The organism is Stenotrophomonas sp. MYb238 (assembly GCF_009496535.1).
In the GTDB taxonomy this organism is placed as follows: Bacteria; Pseudomonadota; Gammaproteobacteria; order Xanthomonadales; family Xanthomonadaceae; genus Stenotrophomonas.
The window spans coordinates 24,558-47,532 of the sequence record NZ_WIDL01000015.1; the positions used below are offsets into that span (position 1 = coordinate 24,558).

Consider the following 22,975-nt stretch of genomic DNA (forward strand, 5'->3'; position numbering starts at 1 on the left):
GGAGGCAGAAGACCATGTCAGAACAGACCACCGCCACGCCCGGCTTCAAGCCCAAGAAATCCGTCGCCCTGTCCGGCACCGCCGCCGGCAACACCGCGCTGTGCACCGTCGGCCGCAGCGGCAACGACCTGCACTACCGAGGCTACGACATCCTGGACCTGGCCAACACCAGCGAATTCGAGGAAATCGCCCACCTGCTGGTGCACGGCAAGCTGCCTAACGCTGCCGAGCTGCGCGCCTACAAGGCCAAGCTGAAGTCGCTGCGCGGCATCCCGGCCGCGGTCAAGGCCGCGCTGGAGGAACTGCCGCCGTCGGCGCACCCGATGGACGTGATGCGCACCGGCGTCTCGGTGCTGGGCTGCGTGTCGCCGGAGAAGGACGACCACAACCACCCGGGCGCGCGCGACATCGCCGACAAGCTGATGGCCTGCCTCGGCTCGATGCTGCTGTACTGGTACCACTGGAGCCACAACGGCCGCGTCATCGACGTGGAGACCGACGACGACTCCATCGGCGGCCACTTCCTGCACCTGCTGCACGGCGAGCCGCCGCGCGAGTCGTGGATCAAGGCGATGCACACCTCGCTGATCCTGTACGCCGAACACGAGTTCAACGCCTCCACCTTCGCCTGCCGCGTCATCGCCGGCACCGGTAGCGACATGTACAGCGCCATCGCCGGCGGCATCGGCGCGCTGCGCGGGCCCAAGCATGGCGGCGCCAACGAGGTCGCCTTCGAGGTGCAGAAGCGCTACGAGACGCCGGACGAGGCCGAGGCCGACATCAAGGCGCGCGTGGAGCGCAAGGAAGTGGTCATCGGCTTCGGCCACCCGGTCTACACCGTCTCCGATCCGCGCAACAAGGTGATCAAGGAGGTCTCGCGCGAGCTGTCGGCCGAGCAGCAGAACATGAAGATGTACGACATCGCCGAGCGCCTGGAATCGGTGATGTGGGACATCAAGAAGATGTTCCCGAACCTGGACTGGTTCAGCGCCGTCAGCTACCACATGATGGGCGTGCCGACCGCGATGTTCACTCCGTTGTTCGTGATCGCCCGCACCGCCGGCTGGAGCGCGCACATCATCGAGCAGCGTATCGACGGCAAGATCATCCGCCCGAGCGCCAACTACACCGGTCCGGAAGACCAGGCCTTCGTGCCGCTCGACCAGCGCGCCTGATGCGCTTTTGAGCCCCTCTCCCGATGGGGTGAGAGGGGCAGTTTGCGAACCCTCGGTTCGCTGCCCCACGAACGCCCTTGCGTCAGCGCAAGGGCCGGGGCGCGGAGCGGGGGCTGGGGTGAGGGTAGGGTGCGAAGCCCCGGCGATGTTCGATTGCACGAGGCTTCGCGCGCACCCTCATCCGCACTTTGGGTACCTGCATCCGGCACATCGCTGTGCCTCACCCTTCGGGCGGCTTCGCCGTGCAGTCCGGCATTCCTGCCGGGCTGTCTCCCGGAAGAAGAGGCAAAAAGCGGGTTGCCGCTTCATCTCCAATTTCCAGCTTTCCGAGCCAGCCATGAACAGCCAGCACCGCAAACCTCTCCCCGGCACCGCGCTGGACTACTTCGACGCCCGCGAAGCGGTCGACGCCATCGCCCCCGGCGCCTACGCCACGCTGCCGTACACCTCGCGCGTGCTGGCCGAGAACCTGGTGCGCCGCTGCGACCCGGCCACGCTCACCGATTCGCTCAAGCAGCTGGTCGAGCGCCGCCGCGATCTGGATTTCCCGTGGTTCCCGGCGCGCGTGGTCTGCCACGACATCCTCGGCCAGACCGCGCTGGTGGACCTGGCGGGCCTGCGCGACGCCATCGCCGACAAGGGCGGCGACCCGGCCAAGGTCAACCCGGTGGTGCCGGTGCAGTTGATCGTCGACCACTCGCTGGCGGTGGAGTGCGGCGGCTACGATCCGCAGGCGTTCGCGAAGAACCGCGCCATCGAGGACCGCCGCAACGAGGACCGTTTCCACTTCATCGACTGGACCAAACTGGCCTTCGAGAACGTGGACGTGATCCCGCCGGGCAACGGCATCATGCACCAGATAAACCTGGAGAAGATGTCGCCGGTGATCTACCAGCAGGGCGGCGTTGCCTTCCCGGATACCTGCGTCGGCACCGATTCGCATACCCCACACGTGGACGCGCTGGGCGTGATCGCCATCGGCGTCGGCGGGCTGGAAGCGGAGAACGTGATGCTCGGCCGCGCGTCGTGGATGCGTCTGCCGGACATCGTCGGCGTCAGGCTGACCGGCAGGCCGCAGCCCAACATCACCGCCACCGACGTGGTGCTGGCCCTGACCGAATTCCTGCGCAAGGAGCGCGTGGTTGGTGCCTGGCTGGAATTCTTCGGCGAGGGCGCGGCGGCGCTGACCATCGGCGACCGCGCCACCATCTCCAACATGTGTCCCGAATACGGCGCCACTGCGGCGATGTTCTACATCGACCAGCAGACCCTGGACTACCTGCGCCTGACCGGCCGCGAGGAAACGCAGGTGGCGCTGGTGGAGAACTACGCGAAGACCACCGGGCTATGGGCCGATGCATTGCGGACCGCGCAGTACGAGCGCGTGCTGGAGTTCGACCTGTCCACGGTCGTGCGCAACATGGCCGGCCCGAGCAACCCGCACCGCCGCCTGCCGGTGTCCGACCTGGCCGAACGCGGCATCGCCGACGAGGCCAAGCTGGAGAGCGGCAAGGGCGAGCAGGCGCAGGGCCTGATGCCCGATGGCGCGGTGATCATCGCCGCCATCACCAGCTGCACCAACACCTCCAACCCGCGCAACGTGATCGCCGCCGGCCTGCTGGCGCGCAACGCCAACGCGCGTGGGCTGATGCGCAAGCCCTGGGTGAAGTCGTCGCTGGCGCCCGGTTCCAAGGCGGTGCAGCTGTACCTGGAGGAAGCCGGCCTGCTGCCGGAGCTGGAGAAGCTGGGCTTCGGCATCGTCGCCTTCGCCTGCACCACCTGCAATGGCATGAGCGGCGCGCTGGACCCGGCCATCCAGCAGGAGATCATCGACCGCGACCTGTACGCCACCGCGGTGCTGTCGGGCAACCGCAACTTCGACGGCCGTATCCACCCGTACGCCAAGCAGGCGTTCCTGGCCTCGCCGCCGCTGGTCATCGCCTACGCCATCGCCGGCACCGTGCGCTTCGACATCGAGAAGGACGTGCTGGGCGTGGATGCCGACGGCATTGATGTGCGGCTGAAGGACATCTGGCCCAGCGATGCCGAGATCGACGCGGTGGTGCGCGCCAGCGTCAAGCCCGAGCAGTTCCGCAAGGTCTATGGGCCGATGTTCAACGTGCGCGTCGAGCATGGCGGCAAGGTCAGCCCGCTGTATGACTGGCGGCCGCAGAGCACCTACATCCGCCGCCCGCCGTACTGGGAGGGCGCGCTGGCCGGCGAACGCACGCTTACCGGCATGCGCCCGCTGGCGGTGCTGCCGGACAACATCACCACCGACCACCTGTCGCCATCCAACGCCATCCTGCGCTCCAGCGCCGCCGGCGAATACCTGGCGAAGATGGGCCTGCCGGAAGAGGACTTCAATTCCTACGCCACCCATCGCGGCGACCACCTCACCGCGCAGCGCGCCACCTTCGCCAACCCGAAGCTGTTCAACGAGATGGTGCGCAACGACGACGGCAGCGTGAAGCAGGGCTCGCTGGCGCGGGTGGAGCCGGAAGGCAAGGTCATGCGCATGTGGGAGGCGATCGAGACCTACATGGAGCGCAAGCAGCCGCTGATCATCATCGCCGGCGCCGACTACGGCCAGGGCAGCTCGCGCGACTGGGCCGCCAAGGGCGTGCGCCTGGCCGGCGTGGAAGCCATTGTCGCCGAGGGCTTCGAGCGGATTCACCGTACCAACCTGATCGGCATGGGCGTGCTGCCGCTGGAGTTCAAGCCGGGCACCGACCGCAACACGCTGGGCATCGACGGCACCGAGACCTTCGACGTGGTCGGGCAGCGCACCCCGCGCGCCGACCTGACCCTGCGCATCCACCGCCGCGACGGCGGCACCGTCGAGGTGCCGGTGACCTGCCGCCTGGATTCGGACGAGGAAGTGGCCATCTACGAGGCCGGCGGCGTGCTGCAGCGCTTCGCGCAGGACTTCCTGGAAGGCAGCAGGGTGGCCTGAGGTCCGGGCCATGATCCGGCGCCGCCCGCGTACCTGCGCGGGCGGCGCGTTGGACGCCAGCCACGGGACACGCCGCGCGACGCCATGAGTGCAAGCCTGTTCTTCAACATCGCCGGAGCGGTGAACACCGCCTTCATCCTGCTCAGCCTGGCCGGCGTGGCGGCGCAGTTGCGGCTGCTCCAGCGCCGCCGGCAGCGCGTGCACGCCTGCGACGGGGCCACCGCGGTGCTGTCGCTCAACCAGTTCACCGTCAGCTTCCTGGCCTACCTGTCCTTCTTCGTCTACGGCTACAGCATCGCGCCGTTCAACCATTTCATCGTCTGGCCGCGGCTGCTGGCGTCGTTGCTGGTGCTGCTGATCCTGGCCGAGATCTGGCGCGACCGGCGCAGCCGCGCCGCGCTCGCCAGCCTGCTGCTGGCGCTGGCGGTATTCACCTGCGCGCTGGCCGGGCTGTTCCGCGGCGGGCAGCACGTCGACGAGGGCAGGGCAGTGGCCAGCGTGATGATCGTGGCCATCACCGTGCTGCTGGCGCAGGGCTATGCGCACCAGATCCTGCTGATCCTGCGCAACGGCCACACCGGCGCGGTGTCGCTGCGCATGAGCCAGCTGATCCTGCTGATGGACCTGTCCACGGTGGTCTTCGCCTTCGCCATGGGCCTGCGCCTGGGCTGGCCCCTGCTGGTGCTGGCGGTGGTCAGCGGCAGCACCAAGCTGGCGATCCTGTGGCTGTTCCGGTGGCAGCATGGCGCGCAGGCGGGCGAGCGCCGGCGGCGGATGGCGTTGGCATCGTGATGCTTCGCGACAGCCGCCGTCATGAATCGGAAAAACAACGACAGGGTGCCGCGATTGGCGGTGCCGGAGAAACGATGAAACAAGTAAAAACATCGCACATCGCCTGCTTCGCCGCCGCCAGTCTGCTGCTGTCGCTGACCGGCTGCATGAGCGTGCCGGAGTTCCATGTCGGTACCGAGCGCGTCGACGGCGCCTTCGTATCCACCGACGGCAAGCTGTACCTGCTGGGCACCACGCGCAGCGCGGTGTTCGATGCCGCACCGTTCGGCGCCTACCGCGCGCTGATGGACAGCCCGCTGAAGGACGCGGTGGCGTGTGCGCGGCTGAACTACCGCATCGACGTCAAGGGCAGCGCCGCGGCCGAAACCGTGCACGGTACTTACGGCATGCTGCTGCACGCCGACCGCGTGGCGCCGGAACAGGCCGCCCGCTTCGGCCTGCAGCGGCTGGAGGTGGCGGCGCTGGACGACCCGGCGCGCGTGCCGGACCGCTACCTGAAGGCGGCCGACCCGGCCTGCGGCCTCCCGTCCGCAGGTGGCAGCTATTACAGCGTGTTGTTCGAGGGCGACGGCACCTGGGTGCGCCTGCCCGACAGCTACGCGCTGATCGAGAAAAGCCGGCTGCCGACGCCTATCGAGGCGCGGCTGGAAGTGAACCGCACCGCGGCGCCGCTGTTCAACCCGCTGCAGGTGGCGGGCGGGGTGGTCGGCGTGGCGGCGATCCCGGTATTCCTGGTTTCCATCCCGTTCCTGGGCCCCGATCATTGGAAATGACATGAGCACGAAAACTCCCCCGCAGATCCGCATCCCGGCCACCTACATGCGTGGCGGCACCAGCAAGGGCGTGTTCTTCCGCCTCGACGATCTGCCCGAAACCGCGCGCGTCCCCGGCCCGGCGCGCGACGCGCTGCTGATGCGCGTGATCGGCTCGCCCGACCCGTACGGCAAGCACACCGACGGCATGGGCGGGGCGACGTCGAGCACCAGCAAGTGCGTGATCATCGCCCCGGCCTCGGTGCCGGACCACGATGTCGATTACCTGTACGGCCAGGTCTCCATCGACAGCGCCTTCGTCGACTGGTCGGGCAACTGCGGCAACCTCAGCACCGCGGTGGGGCCGTTCGCCATCGCCAACGGCTTCGTCCCGGCCGCGCGCATCCCGCGCGACGGCACGGTGGCGGTGCGGGTGTGGCAGGCCAACATCGGCAGGACCATCGCCGTGCACGTCCCGGTCCGCGACGGGCAGGTGCAGGAAACCGGCGATTTCGAACTGGACGGGGTGACCTTCCCGGCGGCGGAGATCGTGCTGGAGTTCATCGATCCTTCCGACGACGAAGGCGAGGGCGGCTCCATGCTCCCTACCGGCAACCTGGTCGACGACCTGGAGGTGCCCGGCGTCGGTACGCTCAAGGCGACGATGATCACCGCCGGCATTCCCACCGTGTTCGTCGATGCCGACGCCCTCGGCTACGACGGCACCGAGCTGCAGCCGGCGATCAACGAGGACAAGGCGGCGCTGGTGAAGCTGGAAGCCATCCGCGTGGCCGGCGCGCTGCGCATGGGCCTGATCAAGGCGCCGGAGGAAGCGGCCACGCGCCAGCACACGCCCAAGGTCGCCTTCGTGGCGCCGGCGAAGGACTACGTCGCCTCCAGCGGCAAGCGCATCGCCGCCGCCGACATCGACCTCAATGTGCGCGCGATGTCTATGGGCAAGCTGCACCACGCGATGATGGGCACCGCCTCGGTCGCCATCGCCACCGCCGCGGCCGTGCCCGGCACCCTGGTGAACCTGGCCGCCGGCGGCGGGGCGCGCGAGGCGGTGCGTTTCGGCCATCCTTCCGGCACCTTGCGGGTGGGCGCGGCGGTGGCCTTGGTCGACGGCCAGTGGACCGTCACCAAGGCGGTGATGTCGCGTTCGGCGCGGGTGCTGATGGACGGCGCGGTGCGGGTGCCGGGCGACGCGTTCTGACCTGTCGCCACGCTGCCGGCACGCCCTGCGATGGCGTGCCGGCGCGCACACAAGGCGTACGCGGGCGGCGGCTATACTCGCCGCGTCTGCAGGAGGACGCCATGGGCAACAGGAAGTGGAAGCACATGCGGTGGGCCGCGGTCGCGCTGGCGACGCTGGCGCTGCTCGCCGGCTGCAAGCGCAACGAGACCGGGCAGCTGCCCGGCGCCAGCGGCGAGGCGATCCAGGCCAAGCGCGACGAGGTCAAGGGCTTCGCGCTGGTGCGCGTGTGGCCCGACCAGAAGGGCGGCGACGGCCTGTCGCTGGCGGTGGAGTTCTCCCAGCCGCTGGTCGGCACCCAGGACTTCGACAAGCTGCTGCGCTTCGAGGAAAAGGTCGGCACCGAGGACAGCAGTTGGTCGCTGTCCGACGACGGCAAGACCCTGCGCTATCCCTACGTCGAGGCGGCCAAGGACTACACCCTGATCGTCTCGGCCGACCTGCTGGCCGCCGACGGCAGCCGCTTGGGCAAGGAGGTGCGCCAGCAGGTGTTCACCGGCGAACTGAAGCCGGCCGCCGGCTTCGCCTCGCAGGGCAGCGTGCTGCCGGCGCGCGAGAGCCGCGGCCTGCCGGTGGTGTCGGTCAACGTGCCGGAAGTGGACGTCGAATTCCTGCGCGTGGGCGAGAAGAACCTGCCCACCTTCTTCAGCCAGTACCAGCGCGGCGGCCGCCGCGGCAGCTGGGAGCTGGACAGCGACTACGGCGAGCACACGCCGATCTCGCAGCTGGCCGACCCGGTCTACGTCAACCGCTTCGTGCTCGGCGGCAAGCCCAACGAGCGGGTGCTGACCTACCTGCCCATCCAGGACATCAAGGAACTGCAGCAACCCGGCCTGTACTTCGCGGTGATGAAGCGCGCCGGCAGCTTCGAGGGCGAGTACGACACCGCCTTCTTCACCGTCAGCGACATCGGCCTGCACACCCGCGCCTACAAGGAGCAGCTGTTCGTGCACACCGCTTCGCTGGCCTCCGGCGCGCCGGCGAAGAAGGTCGAGCTGCGCGTGCTCGACGGCAAGGGCGAGACGGTGCTCAAGGGCCAGACCGACGCCAACGGCAACGCCCTGCTCAACTACACGCTCGACGCGGCGCACGTGCTGGTGGCCTCCAGCGGCGGCGATACCACGATGCTGCCGTTCAACCAGCCGGCGCTGGACCTGAGCGAGTTCGCCGTGGCCGGGCGCCAGAACGCCTGGTTCGACGTGTTCGCCTGGTCCGGCCGCGACCTGTACCGCCCCGGCGAGACCGTGCGCGTGTCGGCGTTGCTGCGCGACAACGACGGCAAGCCGGTCGCCGGCCCGGACAAGGGCGGGCAGCCGGTGTTCCTGCGCCTGAAGCAGCCCGACGGCAAGGTGTTCCGCGAGACCCGCCTGCAGCCGGGCGCGCAGGGATATTTCAGCTTCGAGCAGGCGATTCCGGTCGAAGCGCCGACCGGCCGCTGGCAGGTGGAATTCCGTACCGACCCGGCCAGCAAGGAAGCGGTGCAGGGCATGACCCTGCGCATCGAGGAGTTCCTGCCCGAGCGCATGAAGCTGGACCTGGACAGCGCGCAAAAGACGCTCAAGCCGGGCGAGCCGCTCAAGCTCCAGGCCGACGCGGCCTACCTGTACGGCGCGCCGGCCGACGGCAACCGCTTCACCGCCAAGCTGGCGGTGGCGGTGGAACAGCACCCGGTCGAATCGATGCCGGGCTGGTTCTTCGGCGACCCGACCGTGGACCTGCCGCGCGAAGCCAACGACGTGATCGACACCACCCTGCCCAGGGACGGCAAGCTGCGCGAGGACATCGCGCTGCCGGAAGAGGTCGGCAAGGGCACGACGGTGGCGGCGGTAGTGTCCGGCAGCGTCTACGAGACCGGCGGCCGCACCGTCACCCGCACGCTCAAGCGCGTGCTGTGGCCGGCCCCGGCGCTGGTCGCGGTGCGCCCGCTGTTCAGCGATGCCGATGGCGCCGACGCCAATGCCAACGCGCGCTTCGAGCTGATGCGCGTGGATGCCGACGGCAAGCCGCAGCCGGCCAAGGGGCTGAAGGTCACCCTGGTGCGCGAACTGCGCGACTACCACTGGACCTTCACCGACAACCGCTGGGACTACGACTTCACCCGCCGTTTCGAGAACAAGGACACCCGCACCGTCGATGCCGGCGCGACCTCGGCGAAGTTCGATTTCCCGGTGGAGTGGGGCGAGTACCGGGTGGACGTGTTTGACCCGGCCACCGGCCTGACCACGCGCTATCCGTTCCGCGCCGGCTGGAGCTGGAACGACGACAACCGCGGCCTCGACGCGCGCCCGGACAAGGTCAAGCTCGCGCTCGACAAGACCGGTTACAAGGCCGGCGACACGCTGAAGGTGACGCTGACCCCGCCGCATGCCGGCCGTGGCGTGCTGATGGTCGAAAGCGACCACATGCTCTACGTGCAGGACATCGACGCCAAGCCGGGCAGCACGTTTGAAATCCCGGTCACCCAGGACTGGGAGCGGCACGACGTCTACGTCACCGCGCTGGTGTTCCGCGGCGGCAGCGCACCGAGCAAGATCACCCCGGCGCGCGCGGTGGGCGTGGCGCACGTGCCGATGGACCGCCGCGACCGCCGCGTCGCGGTCGGCCTGGTGGCGCCGAAGCAGATGCGTCCCGAACAGCCGATGACGGTCACCGTCAGCGCGCCGGAACTGGCCGGCAAGCCGGCGCACGTCACCGTCTCGGCGGTGGACGTGGGTATCCTCAACATCACCCGCTTCCCGGTGCCCGACGCCAACGCGCATTTCTTCGCGCAGCGGCGGCTGGGCGTGGACGCCTACGACATCTACGGGCGGGTGATCGAGAGCTTCGAGGGCAACAGCGGCAAGCTCAAGTTCGGCGGCGACATGGCGCTGCAGGCGCTGCCGCAGGCGCGGCGCCCGACCGCGCGAGTACAGACCGTGGACCTGTTCTCCGGCCCGGTCGCGCTCGATGCCAAGGGCAATGCGCGCATCGCCCTGCAGGTGCCGGACTTCAACGGCACGCTGCGGGTATCGGCGCTGGTGTACTCGGACGAGCGTTACGGCAACCGCGACGTGGAGACCCTGGTGCGCGCGCCGATCCTGGCCGAGGCCAGCATGCCGCGGGTGATGGCACCGGGCGACCGCAGCACGGTGACGCTGGACGTGCAGAACTTCACCGGCAAGCCCGGCGAGTTCGCGGTGCGCGTGGACGGGGAAGGCCCGCTGGCCATCGGCGAAACGGCGCGCAGGGTGCAGCTGGCCGCCGACGCCAAGCAGACCCTGAGCTTCCCGCTCGCCGCGCAGGAGGGCTACACCGTGGCCAAGGTGCGGGTGCGGGTGGACGGCAACGGCTTCAAGGTCGACCGCCGCTACGACCTGCCGGTGCGCGCGGCGTGGCCGCAGGTGCTGCGCTCGCAGACCCGCACGCTCGACCCGCTGGCGCCCATCACCCTGGACAGCGGCTTCGCCGGCGGGCTGATGGCCGGTTCGGTCAACGCGCGCATGCTGGTCAGCCCGTTGCCGCCGATCCCGTTCGCCTCGGCGCTGCAGGGGGCGTTGAACTATCCCTACGGCTGCGCCGAGCAGACCACCAGCAAGGGCTACGCCGCGCTGCTGCTGGACCAGGCGACCTCGGCCATGCTCGGCGCCGACGGCCTGGACGCGAAGGCGCGCCGCGAGCGCATGGAAGGCGCGTTCGGGCGGCTGGCCTCGATGCAGGTGGCCAACGGCAACTTCTCGATGTGGGGCAACGACGACTACATCAACCCGGCGCTGACCCCGTACATCGCCGAATTCCTGCTCGACGCCAAGGACGCCGGCTTCGCGGTGCCGGACAACGTGCTGCAGAAGGCGTTGAACCGGATCAGCGAGGACCTGCTCAGCGGCGGCAACCAGTTCTACGGCCAGGACCGCCGCGACGCGTTGAAGTTCGCCAACCAAGCCTATTCGGGCTACGTGCTGGCGCGCGTCAACCGCGCCCCGCTGGGCACGCTGCGCGCGCTGTACGACAACGAGCGCGGCAAGGCCGTCACCGGGCTGTCGCTGGTGCACCTGGGCGCGGCGCTGTCGCTGCAGGGTGACGGCAAGCGCGGCCAGGCCGCCATCGCCGCCGGCTTCGGCATGGCCGGCAAGGACCGCCCGGCGTACTTCGGCGACTACGGCAGCCCGCTACGCGACGATGCGTTGATGATCGCGCTGCTGCACGAGCGCGGCCTGGCCAAGCCCGAGTACGACGCGCGTGCGGTCAGCCTGGGCCGCGAACTGGACGCGCGCCGCAACAGCGGCTGGCTGTGGCTGAGCACGCAGGAGCAGGTGGCGCTGGCGCGGCTGGGCAAGGCGCTGATGGCCGACCAGAAGAAGCTGGTGTCCGGCGAACTGGCGGTGGGCGAGGCGCGCGAGGCCATCGACGCACGCAAGCTGTTCGCGCGTGTGTTCGACGCCGCGCAGCTGGCGCAGGGCGTACGTTTCTCGCCGCAGGGGCAGGCGCCGATGTTCGCCAGCCTGGAAGTGGCCGGCATCCCGCGGCAGGCGCCGGCGCCGGACAACAGCGTGATCGGCATCGAGCGCGCCTGGTTCACCACCGACGGCAAGCCGTGGACGCCGCGGCCGCTGAAGGAAGGCGAGGCCTTGATCGTGCGGCTGAGCGTCACCGCCAACACCGCCATGCCCGACGCGCTGCTGACCGACCTGCTGCCGGCCGGCCTGGAGATCGAGAACTTCAACCTCGGCGATGCAAAGCAGTGGGCCGACGTGGTGGTGGACGGCATCCAGATCAACGACCGTTCCGGTGCGGCCGATGCCAGGCACGAGGAGTTCCGCGACGACCGCTACGTGGCCGCGTTGAACCTGTCGCGCGGCAGCACCGCGCGGGTGTTCTACCTGGTGCGCGCCGTCACCCCGGGCACCTACACCGTACCGCCGCCGCTGGCCGAGGACATGTACCGCCCCGAGCTGCGCGGCGTCGGGCGTTCCAGCCCGACCACGATCACCGTCGTGCAGCCGTGACGGCCACCGCGGGCGCCTGCCGAGACAGGCGCCCGCGCTGCAACGAATGGACAGCGGATGGCGAGCGGTACATCACGGACACCGGCAGCACAAAGCCCCTCTCCCGCCGGGAGAGGGGTCGGGGTGAGGGGCGGAAGCAATAGCAATCCCGAAACGAAGTCGAAATCCAGGAGGGTTCTAGGCCTGTTCCGCCGCCTCCTGCCCTGGCTGCGCTGGGGCACGGTGGCCATGCTGTCGCTGCTGCTGGTGCTCGACCTCGCCTTCCCGCCACCGCTTCCGAAATCGCGCGACACCAGCACCCTGGTCGTCGCCGGCGACGGCACGCCGCTGCGCGCCTTCGCCGACACGCAGGGCGTATGGCGTTACCCGGCTGATGCGAAAACCGTGTCGCCGCTGTACCTGCAGGCATTGCTGACCTACGAGGACCGCTGGTTCTGGCGCCATCCGGGCATCAATCCGTGGGCGCTGCTGCGCGCCGGCGGGCAGATGCTGGCCGAGCGCCGCATCGTCTCCGGCGGCTCCACCTTGACCATGCAGGTGGCGCGCATCCTCGACCCGCACACGCGCACGCCGTGGGGCAAAGTCAAGCAGCTGCTGCGCGCGCTGCAGCTGGAAGCGCACCTGGACAAGGCGCAGATCCTCGATCTGTACCTGGAACGTGCGCCCTACGGCGGCACCATCGAAGGCGTGGAAGCGGCCAGCTGGGCCTACCTGGGCAAGCCGGCGGCGCGCCTGTCGCACGCGGAGGCGGCGCTGCTGGCGGTGCTGCCGCAGTCGCCGAGCCGGCTGCGCCCGGACCGCCACCCGGAAGCGGCGCGGCAGGCGCGCGACAAGGTGCTGGCGCGCATGGCCGAGCTGGGTGCGTGGTCGGCCGAGGACGTGGCCGACGCGCGCGTGGAGCCGGTGGTGGCGCGCTCGTTGCAGCAGCCGCTGCACGCCGCGCTGCTGGCGCAGCGGCTACGCAGCGGCCAGCCGCGCGCGGCGCACATCCGGACCACGATCGACAGCGGCCTGCAGCGCACGCTGGAAGAACGCGTGGCCGCGTACTTCTCGCAGCTGCCCGAGCGCACCTCCGCCGCGCTGCTGGTGATGGACAACGCCACGCTGGAGGCGCGCGCCTACGTCGGCTCGGTGGCGTTCGGCGACAAGGCGCGGCTGGGCCACGTGGACATGGTGCAGGCCTGGCGTTCGCCCGGGTCCACGCTCAAGCCGTTCCTGTACGGCATGGCGCTGGACGACGGCCTGATCCACTCCGAAAGCCTGCTGGTGGATGCGCCGCAGAGCTTCGGTGGCTACCGCCCCGGCAACTTCGATGCCGCGTTCAACGGCCCAGTGGGGGCGGCCACCGCGCTGCGGCTGTCGCTCAACGTGCCGGCGGTGGACCTGCTCGACCGCGTCGGCCCGTCGCGCTTCGCCGCGCGGCTGGGCAACGCCGGCATCAAGCTGCGGTTCCCGCACGGGGTGCAGCCCAACCTGGCGCTGATTCTCGGCGGCACCGGCGCGCGCCTGGAAGACCTGGTCGGCGCCTTCGCCGCGCTCAACCGCGAGGGCATCGCCGGGCGCGTGCGCTACACCCCGGACGATCCGCGGATCGAGCGCCGGCTGGTGTCGCCGGGCGCGGCGTGGATCGTGCGCGACATCCTGCAATCCAATCCGCGCCCCGGCTACGGCCTGGGCACCTTCGACACCGGGGGCCGCCCGCCGGTGGCGTGGAAGACCGGCACCAGCTACGGCTACCGCGACGCCTGGGCGATCGGCAGCACGCGCCGCTACACGGTCGGCGTGTGGGTGGGGCGACCGGACGGCACGCCGCTGCCCGGCCAGTATGGCGCGGTCACCGCGCTGCCGCTGATGTTCGAGGTGATCGACAGCCTGCCGCGCCAACCCGGCGACAGCGCCGCGCCGGCGATGCCGGCCAGCGTCGGCGAGGTGGCGGTGTGCTGGCCGCTGGGCATCGCCGCGGCCGATACGCCGCCGGCCATGTGCCAGCGGCGGCTCGAGGCGCTGGCGTTGGACGCCACCGTGCCGCCGACCTTCGCCGAACGCGACGCGCGGTTGTGGCAGTCGGGCCAGGTACGTTTCGAGGTCGATGCGCGCAGCGGCCAGCGGCTGTCGGCCGGCTGCGAGGGCCACCCGCAGCGGCAGGCGCGCGAGGTCGCGCGCTGGCCGGCGCTGGCCTCGCCGTGGCTGTCGCAGGCGCAGCGGCAGGCGCAGCGCCTGCCGCCGCTGGCGCCGGACTGTCCCGACGACGGCCGCGGCAACGACGGCATGCTGCACATCGACGGGCTCACCGACCGCGCCACGCTGGCGCGCGCGCCCGGCGCCACTCACGGACCGCGCCTGCAACTGCGCGCGATCGGCAGCGAGGCGACGGTGCAGTGGCTGCTGGACGGGCGCTGGATCGCGCAGACCGAAGGCGCGCGCACCTTCGTGCGCGACTTCGACGAACCGGGGGAACACAGCCTCACCGCGCTGGCCGCGGACGGCGCCTGGACGCGCATCCGCTTCCGTGTGGCGCCGTGAACCTGCACAACGTAGGAGCGGCTTCAGCCGCGAAAGGGCTTTCCCATTGGATCTACGGGGAAAGCCTCTTCGCGGCTGAAGCCGCTCCTACGGACAGCATCCAGCCGGCTGCGGGCGTGGTTACTCGCCGATCCAGCCGTCGAGCATGTCGGCGAACTCGTCGGCGTGATCCTCTTCCTGCGCCAGGATGTGCTCGAGGATGCGCTTGGTGGTGGTGTCCTTGTCGCCGACGAAATTGATCATCTCGCGGTAGCTGTCGATGGCGATGCGCTCGGCGATCAGGTTCTCGCGCACCATGTCGCGCAGGTTGCCGCCTTCCTTGTACTCGGCATGCGAGCGCGCGGTGAGCGTGTCCGGGTTGAAGTCCGGCTCGCCGCCCAGCTGCACGATGCGCTCGGCCAGCATGCCGGCGTGCGCCTGTTCCTGCTGCGCGTGCTCCAGGAACTCGGCCTTCACCGCGTCGGCGAGCATGCCCTTGGCCATGTAGTAGTGGCGGTAGTAGCGCAGCACGCAGACCCACTCGGTGGCCAGCGCGTCGTTGAGCAGCTTGATCACCATCTTGCGGTCGGCGCTGTAGGTCGGCGTGATCGCGCCGTCCTCGATGCTCTTGCGTGCGTTGGCGCGCAGGGTCTTGCGGTCGGTGATGACCGTCGCCGGGACGGTCATGGCCTTCTTGCTGGCGGGCTGCTTGCTCATGGCTGGCGTGCTCCTGGGTGGAAGGAAATCGCTACTCGGGGAGATGGGCGAGCATGTACTCGGCCGAGGACACCTCGAACGTGCCCGGTTCCTCGACATGCACGCCGCGCACCGTGCCGTTGTCCACGTACAGCGCGAAGCGGCGGCAACGCATGCCCATGCCCGAACCGCTGGCGTCCATCTCCAGCCCCAGTGCGCGGGTGAAATCGCCGTTGCCGTCGGACAGCATCTGCAGGCCGTCCGGCACCGACTGCGCCTTGGCCCAGGCCTGCATCACGAACGGGTCGTTCACCGCCATGCAGAACACGTCGATGCCGCGGCTGCGGAACTGCTCGAAGTGCTCGACGTAACCGGGCAGGTGGCGTGCCGAACAGGTCGGGGTGAACGCGCCCGGCACCGCGAACAGCACCACCTTGCGGCCATCGAACAGCGCCTGCGTGTCGATGGTCTCCAGGCCTTCGCGGATGCGCTTGAGGGTCACTTCCGGAATGCGGTCGCCGACGTGGATGGTCATGAGGTTCTCCAGAGTCTGAATCGAAGTTTAGTGAGCAGGGGCTGACGGTCGCGTCAACGGCTTGAAAGGGCCGCCTTCACGCAGCATTTCCACGGGCATGGGAGCCAAGGCGCCATCCCGGCCGCCCGCCCCGCATCCTTGCAGGAGGACATGATGAGCATCGTACGTTACCGCCAGTGGCCGACCCAGTCCGACATCCGCCATCTGCTTGCCCCGCTGCTGGACGTGCCCGGCGACGCCGCGCCCGCGGGCAACTGGCTGCCGGCCGTGGACATCCGCGAGCAGGAGGCGCAGTTCGTGCTGCACGCCGACCTGCCGGGCGTGGACCCGGCCTCGATCGAGGTGCAGATGGACAAGGGCGTGCTGTCGATCAAGGGCGAGCGCGCCGCGCCGGCGGCGGTGGAGGGCGAGCGTTTTTCCCGCAGCGAACGCCGTCACGGCGCGTTCGAGCGCCGTTTCGCGCTGCCTGACAGCGCCGATGCGGAGGGCATCGCCGCCAGCAGCCGCGACGGCGTGCTGGAGATCCGCATCCCCAAGCGCGCCCAGGCCACACCGCGCCGCATCCAGGTGGCCACCGGCGGCGGCACCGCCTGAGCGGCAGCGGCGCAGGCGCCGCACATCGGCACCGCCGTGGCCCGCTAGAATGGCGCCACGGCCACGGTCGAGCACACATAGGCCCGTTCGCCGCAAGGCGGCGGGCCCGACTCTTTCCGAAAGGGTGTCTGGATGGAATTCAAGGATTACTACGCGACATTGGGCGTGGAGCCCACGGCCGGCGATGCCGAGATCAAGACCGCCTACCGGCGGCTGGCGCGCAAGTACCACCCGGACGTGAGCAAGGAGGCCGGCGCCGAGGAGAAGTTCAAGGCGGTCAACGAGGCCTACGAGGCGCTGCGCGACCCGGCCAAGCGCCAGGCCTACGACCAGCTGCGCGCGCGTGGCTACCGGCCCGGCGAGGAGTTCCAGGCGCCGCCGGATTTCGGCGGCGGCCAGGGCTTCGACTTCGAGGAGGTGTTCGGCGGCGCGGGCGCCGGCGGCGGCTTCAGCGATTTCTTCGAGAGCCTGTTCGCGCGCCAGCGTGGCGGCGGCCGCGTGCGCGGCGGTTTCGAGGGCTTCGGCGGCAGCGCCGGCCCGCAGCCGATGCGCGACACCCGCGCCAAGCTGTCGGTGCCGCTGGAAGCGGCCTACAACGGCGACACGCTGCGCATCAACGTCGATGGCCGCCAGCTCGACGTGCGCGTGCCCAAGGGCATCCGCCCGGGGCAGGTGATCCGCCTGGCCGGGCAGGGCAGCGGCGGCGGCAACCTGATGCTGGAAGTGGAATACGCCGCGCACCCGCAGTTCGAGGTCGACGGCCGCAACATCCTCTACACCCTGCAGGTCACGCCCTGGCAGGCGGCGCTGGGCACCAGCATCAGCGTGCCAACCCTGGGCGGCGCGGTGGAGTTGAAGGTGCCGGCCGATTCGGACAGCGGCCGCAAGCTGCGCCTGCGCGGCCGCGGCCTGCCGGGCAAGCCGGACGGCGACCAGATCGTGGAACTGGAAGTGATCGCCCCGGTGGCGACCAACGAGGCCCAGCAGAAGGCCTACCGCGCACTGGCCAAGGCGTTCGGCGAAAAAATCTGAAGCATCGGAATCGGTAGGAGCGCACCTTGGTGCGCGATGGGGCATTACCGGGAAAGCCCATCGCGCACCAAGGTGCGCTCCTACGCTGTATCAGGCCTCCGGCAGGTCGCCGCCGCCGGCGAACACCCGCGCGATCACCTCGGACAGTTCGTCCTCCGAGAACGGCTTGGTGATGTAGGCCTTGGCGCCCTGGCGCATGCCCCACAGGCGGTCGGTGTCCTGGTCCTTGGTGGTCACCAGCACCACCGGGATGTGCGTGGTGCTGGCCTCGCGCTTGAGCGTGCGCGTGGCCTGGAAGCCGTTGAGGTTGGGCATCACCACGTCCATCAGCACCAGGTCGGGCAGGACCGCCTTGGCGGCCTCCACGCCGGCGGCGCCGTCGGTGGCGGTGAAGGTTTCATGCCCCAGTTTTTCGACGATGCGCTGGATGCCGAGCAGCTGCGACGGCGAATCGTCCACGATCAGAATGCGCGCCACGTTCTTCCCCAAGATGATGTCGCCGGCGTAGTGTCGGCTTGCCGGCGGCGCGAAGCAACCGCCGCCGCGCCGCGGAACCGTGCGCGGCGCCGCATTCAGTCGATTCTTACGACCGTGCGCCCGAACGAACCGCCGGCCAGCATGGTGGCGAAGACCTCCGGCAGGCCGTCCAGGCCCACTTCGCGGGTGCAGATGGTGTCCAGGTGGCGCGGCTTCCAGTCCTCGCCCAGGTGCTGCCAGACCTGCCCGCGGATGTCGCGCGCGGTGCCGGCCGAGGCCACGCCCAGCAGCGAGACGCCGCGGATGATGAAGGGCATCACCGTCATGTCCAGCTGCGCGCTGGCGGCCAGGCCGGCCGAGGCGACGTTGCCGTAGGGCGCGGTCTGCGCCAGCAGGCTGGTCAGCATGGCGCCGCCGACATTGTCCAGGCCGCCGCCGAAGCGCGCCGATTCCATCGGTCGGGTGGTGGCCAGCGCGTCGCGGCCCAGCACTTGGCTGGCGCCGAGCGTGGTCAGGTAGTCCTTCGCCTCGGTCTTGCCGCTGATGGCGTGCACCTCGAAGCCGGCGCGGCTGAAGATGTCCACCGCCAGCGAGCCGACCCCGCCGGTGGCGCCGGTCACCGCCAGCGGGCCATGGTCCGGCGTCTGCCGGTTGTCCTTCATGCGCAGCAGCGCCAGCGCCGCGGTGAAGCCGGCCGTGCCCAGCACCATCGCCTCGCGCAGCGACAGCCCCGCCGGCAGCGGGATCGCCCACTTCGATTCCAGCCGCACGTACTGGCTGTAGCCGCCGTCGCGGGTCTCGCTCAGGCCGCAGCCGGTGGCCAGCACCGCATCGCCCTCGCGGAACGCCGGGTCGGTGGAGGCGACCACTTCGCCGGCCACGTCGATGCCGCCCACCAGCGGGAAGCGGCGCAGGATCTTGCCCTGGCCGGTGCCGGCCAGCGCATCCTTGTAGTTGACCGAGGACCAGCGGGCGCGCACCACCACCTCGCCGGGGCTCAGCTGGTCCAGCGCGATTTGCTCCAGCCCGCCGCGGTAGCCGGCGTCGTCGTTGTGGATGCGGAAGGCGGTGAAGGGGGCGTGGGCGGACATGGCGCGGCCTGCGGCGGAACGGGGGAATAACCAAGATAGCGGTTGCGAAACGTCAGGTCTGCCCCATCTAGTAGAATCCGGATTCGATTGACCACGGCCAGCACTGCGGGAACGCCCCGCATACAGGCCCTGACAGATGGAGCATGCATGGCCTGGAACACACCTGGCGGCAACGAGAGTGGCGGCCCCGCCGACAACCGGCGCGGATCGCGCTCGCCGCGCGGCGGCAATGGCGGCGGCGGATGGGGCGGACTGCCCGGCCCGCTGCGCGACCTGTTCGACGGCGGCATCTGGCGCTGGGTACTGCTGGCGGTGGCGCTGCTGGTGCTGTTGTCCAGCTTCCAGCTGATCGGCGAACAGCAGCGTGGCGTGGTGCTGCGCTTCGGCCAGTTCTCGCGCATCCTGCAGCCGGGCCCGAACTTCAAGCTGCCGTGGCCGATCGAATCGGTGGTCAAGGTCAACGCCACCCAGATCAAGACCTTCAGCAGCCAGGTGCCGGTGCTCACCCGCGACGAGAACATCGTCAATGTCTCGCTCAACGTGCAGTACCGCGTCGACGATCCGCGCCTGTACCAGTTCGGCACCATCGACGCCGACCAGGTGCTGGAGCAGTCGGCGCAGAGCGCGGTGCGCGAGCAGGTCGGCCGCGCCGACCTCAACACCGTGCTCAACAACCGCGGCCCGCTGGCCGTGGCCGCCGAGCAGCGCCTGCAGGCCTCGCTCAAGGCCTACCGCACCGGCCTGGTGGTCACCGGCCTGACCCTGCCCGACGCGCGCCCGCCGGAAGAAGTGAAGCCGGCCTTCGACGAGGTCAACGGCGCCCAGCAGGTCAAGGAACGCCTGATCAACGAAGCCCAGGCCTACGCCGCCAAGGTCGTGCCGGAAGCGCGCGGCCAGGCCTCGCGCGCCCGCACCACCGCCGAAGGCTACAAGCAGGCCATCGTCGCCCGCGCCGAAGGCGACGCGCGCCGCTTCACCCTGCTGCAGGCCGAGTACAAGAACGCGCCGGAAGTCACCCGCAAGCGGCTGTGGCTGGAAACCGTGCAGCAGGTGCTGGCCGAGAACCGCAAGGTCATCGGCGGCGACGGCCGCCAGCTGATCTACGTGCCGATGCCGGCCGACGCCGGCAAGACGGGCAACGCCCCGCAACTGACGCCGGAAATGGCGGTACCGGCGCTGCCGGCCGCCACCGACAGCATTCGCAACGCGGACCGTTCCGGTTCGCGCTCGGCAAACCGTGAGGAGGCCGGCCGATGAAGAATTCCCTTGTGATCGGCCTGCTGGTCGTACTGCTGATGGGCCTGCTCGGCTCGGTCTACGTGGTGCGCGAAGACCAGACCGCCATGGTGCTCAACCTGGGCAAGGTGGTGCGCTCGGACATCAAGCCCGGCCTGCACTTCAAGGTGCCGCTGGTGGAGACGGTGCGCGTGTTCGACCGCCGCTTCCAGGTGCTGGACACCGCGCCGGCGCGCTACTTCACCGCCGAGCAGAAGGACGTGAGCGTTGACTTCTTCGCCATCGGCTACATCTCCGACGTGCGCGCCTACTACCGCGCCACCGGCGGCGACGGCAAGGTGGCCAACGCCCGCCTGGCGCCGATCATCACCGACTCGCTGCGCAACCAGATCAACTCGCGCACGCTGCGGCAGCTGGTCTCCGGCGACCGCGAGGAACTGATTGCCGGGCAGCTCAAGGGCATCAACGAGGCGGTGCAGACCCTGGGCATGCAGATCATCGACCTGCGCATCAAGCAGATCGACCTGCCCACCGACAGCCAGGTGATCACCGACGTCTACGAGCGCATGCGCGCCCAGCGCAAGCAGGAAGCGGCCAAGCTGCGCGCCGAAGGCGAGGAACAGTCGCTGACCATCCGCGCCCAGGCCGACCGCGAGAGCACCGTGCTGGTGGCCGAGGCCGAGCGCGACGCCCAGCAGCTGCGCGGCGAGGGCGACGCCCAGGCCGCCGCCATTTACGGCAAGGCCGGCTCGGCCGACCCGGCGTTCTACGCCTTCTACCGCAGCCTGGAGGCCTACCGCGGCTCCATGGCCGACGGCAACGGCGTGATCGTGCTGGACAAGAACGACCCGTTCCTCCAGTACCTCAAGAACGACCGCTGAGCCCAGGCTCCGGCTTCCAAAGCCCCTCTCCCCGGAGAGGGGTGAGGGCAGGGGGCTAAGCCCTCCTTGCCCCCTGTCCCGCGGGTTCTTTCCTCATCCGCCCTATGGGCACCTTCTCTCCAAGGGAGAAGGCATCGGCAGCGCCCCATGCAAGACCTTCTCTCCGCCCTCTGCCTCGTCGCCATCCTCGAAGGCCTGTTCCTGTTCGCCGCCCCGCTGGCGTGGAAGCGCATGGCCGCGCGTCTGCTGGAACTGCCGGCCATGGCCCTGCGCCAGTCCGGCGCGCTGATGCTGGCCATCGGCCTGGCCGTGCTGTGGTGGCTGCGCCACTGAACCGTTGCCGGACGCTCGTCCCGGCCCGAACCCGCGGGGGTGGTAGCCGTCAGGCAAAACCCGGATAATCCAGAAAAGCCGGCCGGGGCACTCCCGTTCGGCTTTTTCCGTGTAAGGCCCCCGACGTTTGCCGGCCGCCCCCCGATGGGGCCGCCACACAGGCAGGCCCGCCGGCCCCGCACGGTCCCGTCCGCGGCCCCGATGGCCGCAGCCAACTCAGGAGTTCACCCGTCATGGGTCAATCAGTTGTTGTTCTCGGCGCCCAGTGGGGCGATGAAGGCAAGGGCAAGATCGTCGATCTGCTGACCGAGGAAATCGGTGCCGTCGTGCGTTTCCAGGGCGGCCACAACGCCGGCCACACCCTGGTCATCAACGGCAAGAAGACCGTCCTGCACCTGATTCCGTCCGGCATCCTGCGCGACGACGCGCTGTGCCTGATCGGCAATGGCGTGGTGATTTCCCCGGCCGCGCTGCGCAAGGAAATCGAAGAGCTGGAAACGGCCGGCGTGGAAGTGCGCTCGCGCCTGAAAATCTCCCCGGCCGCGCCGCTGATCATGCCGTACCACATCGCCCTGGACCAGGCGCGCGAGAAGGCCGCCGGCGGCAAGGCCATCGGCACCACCGGCCGCGGCATCGGTCCGGCGTATGAAGACAAGGTGGCGCGCCGCGGCATCCGCATCGCCGATCTGCACTACCCGGAACAGCTGGCCGAAAAGCTGCGCGCCGCGCTGGACTACCACAACTTCGTGCTGACGAAGTACCTGGGCGTGGAGCCGGTGGATTTCGACACCGTCTACGCCGAAGCGCTGGCGTTTGGTGAGTATGTGGAGCCGATGAAGAGTGATGTGGCCGGCATCTGCCACGACCTGCGCAAGCAGGGCAAGCGCGTGCTGTTCGAAGGCGCGCAGGGCGCGCTGCTGGACATCGACCACGGCACCTACCCGTACGTCACCAGCTCCAACACCACCGTCGGCGGCGCGCTGGCCGGTGCCGGCGTGGGCGCCGACGCCATCGACTACGTGCTGGGCATCGCCAAGGCCTACGCCACCCGCGTCGGCGGCGGCCCGTTCCCCACCGAGCTGGACGACGAGATCGGCCAGGGCATCCGCGACCGCGGCGCCGAGTACGGCGCCTCCACCGGCCGCCCGCGCCGCTGCGGCTGGATGGACATCGTCGCGCTCAAGCGCGCCGTGGCCATCAACGGCATCTCCGGCCTGTGCATCACCAAGCTCGACGTGCTCGACGGCATGGAAAAGCTCAAGGTGTGCATCGCCTACGAATACCGTGGCAAGCGCACCGAATACGCCCCGCTGGACGCGCAGGGCTGGGAAGAGTGCACCCCGGTGTACCTGGAATTCCCGGGCTGGAGCGAGAACACCCACGGCATCACCAATTGGGACGACCTGCCGCCGGCCGCCCGCGCCTACCTGCGCTCGCTGGAAGAACTGGCCGGCTGCCCGATCAGCATCGTCTCCACCGGCCCGGACCGGGATCACACGATGGTGTTGCAGGATCCGTGGGGTTAATCGCTCGCTTCCGCCCCCGTGTACATGAGTGGGGCAAGTAGAGGCGACGAGATACGGTTTTATCCAGAAGGCCCCGCGGAAGCGGGGCTTTCTGCTGTTCATTGCACCGATAGTAAGGCTGCTTCAATCTCCTTGCTGTCGGTGATCAGAGGTATATCTG

At 69.6% G+C, this 22,975-nt stretch carries 17 protein-coding genes; 13 read left to right on the forward strand and 4 right to left on the reverse strand.

Translation table 11 applies throughout. The features are described 5' to 3' along the window. Window positions 1-14 precede the first annotated feature (14 nt). The 7 genes from prpC (at window position 15) to pbpC (ending at window position 14,435) form a co-directional block, all read left to right on the forward strand. On the forward strand, window positions 15-1,175 hold the full coding sequence (gene prpC / locus CQ393_RS11260; protein WP_153191645.1) for a 2-methylcitrate synthase: 1,161 nt from the start codon (window positions 15-17) through the stop codon (window positions 1,173-1,175). 337 nt (window positions 1,176-1,512) lie between these two features. Continuing rightward, entirely contained in the window at window positions 1,513-4,131 is a 2,619-nt protein-coding gene (gene acnD / locus CQ393_RS11265) for a Fe/S-dependent 2-methylisocitrate dehydratase AcnD (protein WP_153191646.1), read from the forward strand. An 84-nt stretch (window positions 4,132-4,215) separates the two neighbouring features. Beyond that, the gene (locus tag CQ393_RS11270; RefSeq protein ID WP_228114481.1) at window positions 4,216-4,923 is read left to right on the forward strand and encodes a hypothetical protein; all 708 of its coding nucleotides are present in this window, start codon (window positions 4,216-4,218) and stop codon (window positions 4,921-4,923) included. Between the two features lie 74 nt (window positions 4,924-4,997). Further along, window positions 4,998-5,696, forward strand: a complete 699-nt coding sequence (locus CQ393_RS11275) for a hypothetical protein (protein ID WP_153191647.1) — start codon at window positions 4,998-5,000, stop codon at window positions 5,694-5,696. 1 nt (window position 5,697) lies between these two features. Beyond that, window positions 5,698-6,891, forward strand: coding sequence for a 2-methylaconitate cis-trans isomerase PrpF (gene prpF / locus CQ393_RS11280; protein ID WP_153191648.1), 1,194 nt, complete (start codon window positions 5,698-5,700; stop codon window positions 6,889-6,891). Between the two features lie 125 nt (window positions 6,892-7,016). Further along, a complete protein-coding gene (locus CQ393_RS11285; RefSeq protein ID WP_228114486.1) occupies window positions 7,017-11,912 on the forward strand; it encodes an alpha-2-macroglobulin in 4,896 nt (1,631 codons plus the stop codon). Window positions 11,913-11,969: 57 nt separating this feature from the next. Further along, the gene (gene pbpC, locus CQ393_RS11290) at window positions 11,970-14,435 is read left to right on the forward strand and encodes a penicillin-binding protein 1C (RefSeq protein WP_153191650.1); all 2,466 of its coding nucleotides are present in this window, start codon (window positions 11,970-11,972) and stop codon (window positions 14,433-14,435) included. A 120-nt stretch (window positions 14,436-14,555) separates the two neighbouring features. On the opposite strand, the gene CQ393_RS11295 is transcribed toward pbpC, so the two are convergent. Then, window positions 14,556-15,131: a ferritin-like domain-containing protein gene (locus CQ393_RS11295; RefSeq protein WP_153191651.1), complete on the reverse strand. Its 576-nt coding sequence runs from the start codon at window positions 15,129-15,131 to the stop codon at window positions 14,556-14,558. 31 nt (window positions 15,132-15,162) lie between these two features. Continuing rightward, on the reverse strand, window positions 15,163-15,645 hold the full coding sequence (locus CQ393_RS11300) for a peroxiredoxin (RefSeq protein ID WP_153191652.1): 483 nt from the start codon (window positions 15,643-15,645) through the stop codon (window positions 15,163-15,165). 153 nt (window positions 15,646-15,798) lie between these two features. Between CQ393_RS11300 and CQ393_RS11305 the strand changes: the two genes are divergently transcribed. Both CQ393_RS11305 and CQ393_RS11310 read left to right on the forward strand, forming a co-directional pair. After that, the gene (locus CQ393_RS11305; RefSeq protein ID WP_153191653.1) at window positions 15,799-16,239 is read left to right on the forward strand and encodes an Hsp20/alpha crystallin family protein; all 441 of its coding nucleotides are present in this window, start codon (window positions 15,799-15,801) and stop codon (window positions 16,237-16,239) included. 132 nt (window positions 16,240-16,371) lie between these two features. Continuing rightward, window positions 16,372-17,271, forward strand: coding sequence for a DnaJ C-terminal domain-containing protein (locus tag CQ393_RS11310; RefSeq protein ID WP_153191654.1), 900 nt, complete (start codon window positions 16,372-16,374; stop codon window positions 17,269-17,271). Window positions 17,272-17,361: 90 nt separating this feature from the next. On the opposite strand, the gene pilH is transcribed toward CQ393_RS11310, so the two are convergent. Both pilH and CQ393_RS11320 read right to left on the reverse strand, forming a co-directional pair. Next, window positions 17,362-17,748 carry a twitching motility response regulator PilH gene (gene pilH, locus CQ393_RS11315; protein WP_343199942.1) on the reverse strand — a complete coding sequence of 129 codons (387 nt, stop codon included), beginning with the start codon at window positions 17,746-17,748 and terminating at the stop codon, window positions 17,362-17,364. Window positions 17,749-17,843: 95 nt separating this feature from the next. Further along, the gene (locus CQ393_RS11320) at window positions 17,844-18,839 is read right to left on the reverse strand and encodes a YhdH/YhfP family quinone oxidoreductase (RefSeq protein ID WP_153191656.1); all 996 of its coding nucleotides are present in this window, start codon (window positions 18,837-18,839) and stop codon (window positions 17,844-17,846) included. 147 nt (window positions 18,840-18,986) lie between these two features. Here CQ393_RS11320 and hflK point away from each other — a divergent pair, with 147 nt between their 5' ends. The 4 genes from hflK (at window position 18,987) to CQ393_RS11340 (ending at window position 22,815) form a co-directional block, all read left to right on the forward strand. Further along, window positions 18,987-20,096, forward strand: a complete 1,110-nt coding sequence (hflK, locus tag CQ393_RS11325) for an FtsH protease activity modulator HflK (protein ID WP_153191657.1) — start codon at window positions 18,987-18,989, stop codon at window positions 20,094-20,096. Continuing rightward, entirely contained in the window at window positions 20,093-20,956 is an 864-nt protein-coding gene (locus tag CQ393_RS11330; RefSeq protein ID WP_153191658.1) for a protease modulator HflC, read from the forward strand. The genes hflK and CQ393_RS11330 overlap by 4 nt, the downstream gene beginning before the upstream one ends. Window positions 20,957-21,103: 147 nt before the next feature. Beyond that, window positions 21,104-21,289, forward strand: coding sequence for a DUF2065 family protein (locus CQ393_RS11335; protein WP_153191659.1), 186 nt, complete (start codon window positions 21,104-21,106; stop codon window positions 21,287-21,289). Window positions 21,290-21,522: 233 nt separating this feature from the next. After that, on the forward strand, window positions 21,523-22,815 hold the full coding sequence (locus CQ393_RS11340; protein ID WP_153191660.1) for an adenylosuccinate synthase: 1,293 nt from the start codon (window positions 21,523-21,525) through the stop codon (window positions 22,813-22,815). Window positions 22,816-22,975 lie beyond the last annotated feature (160 nt).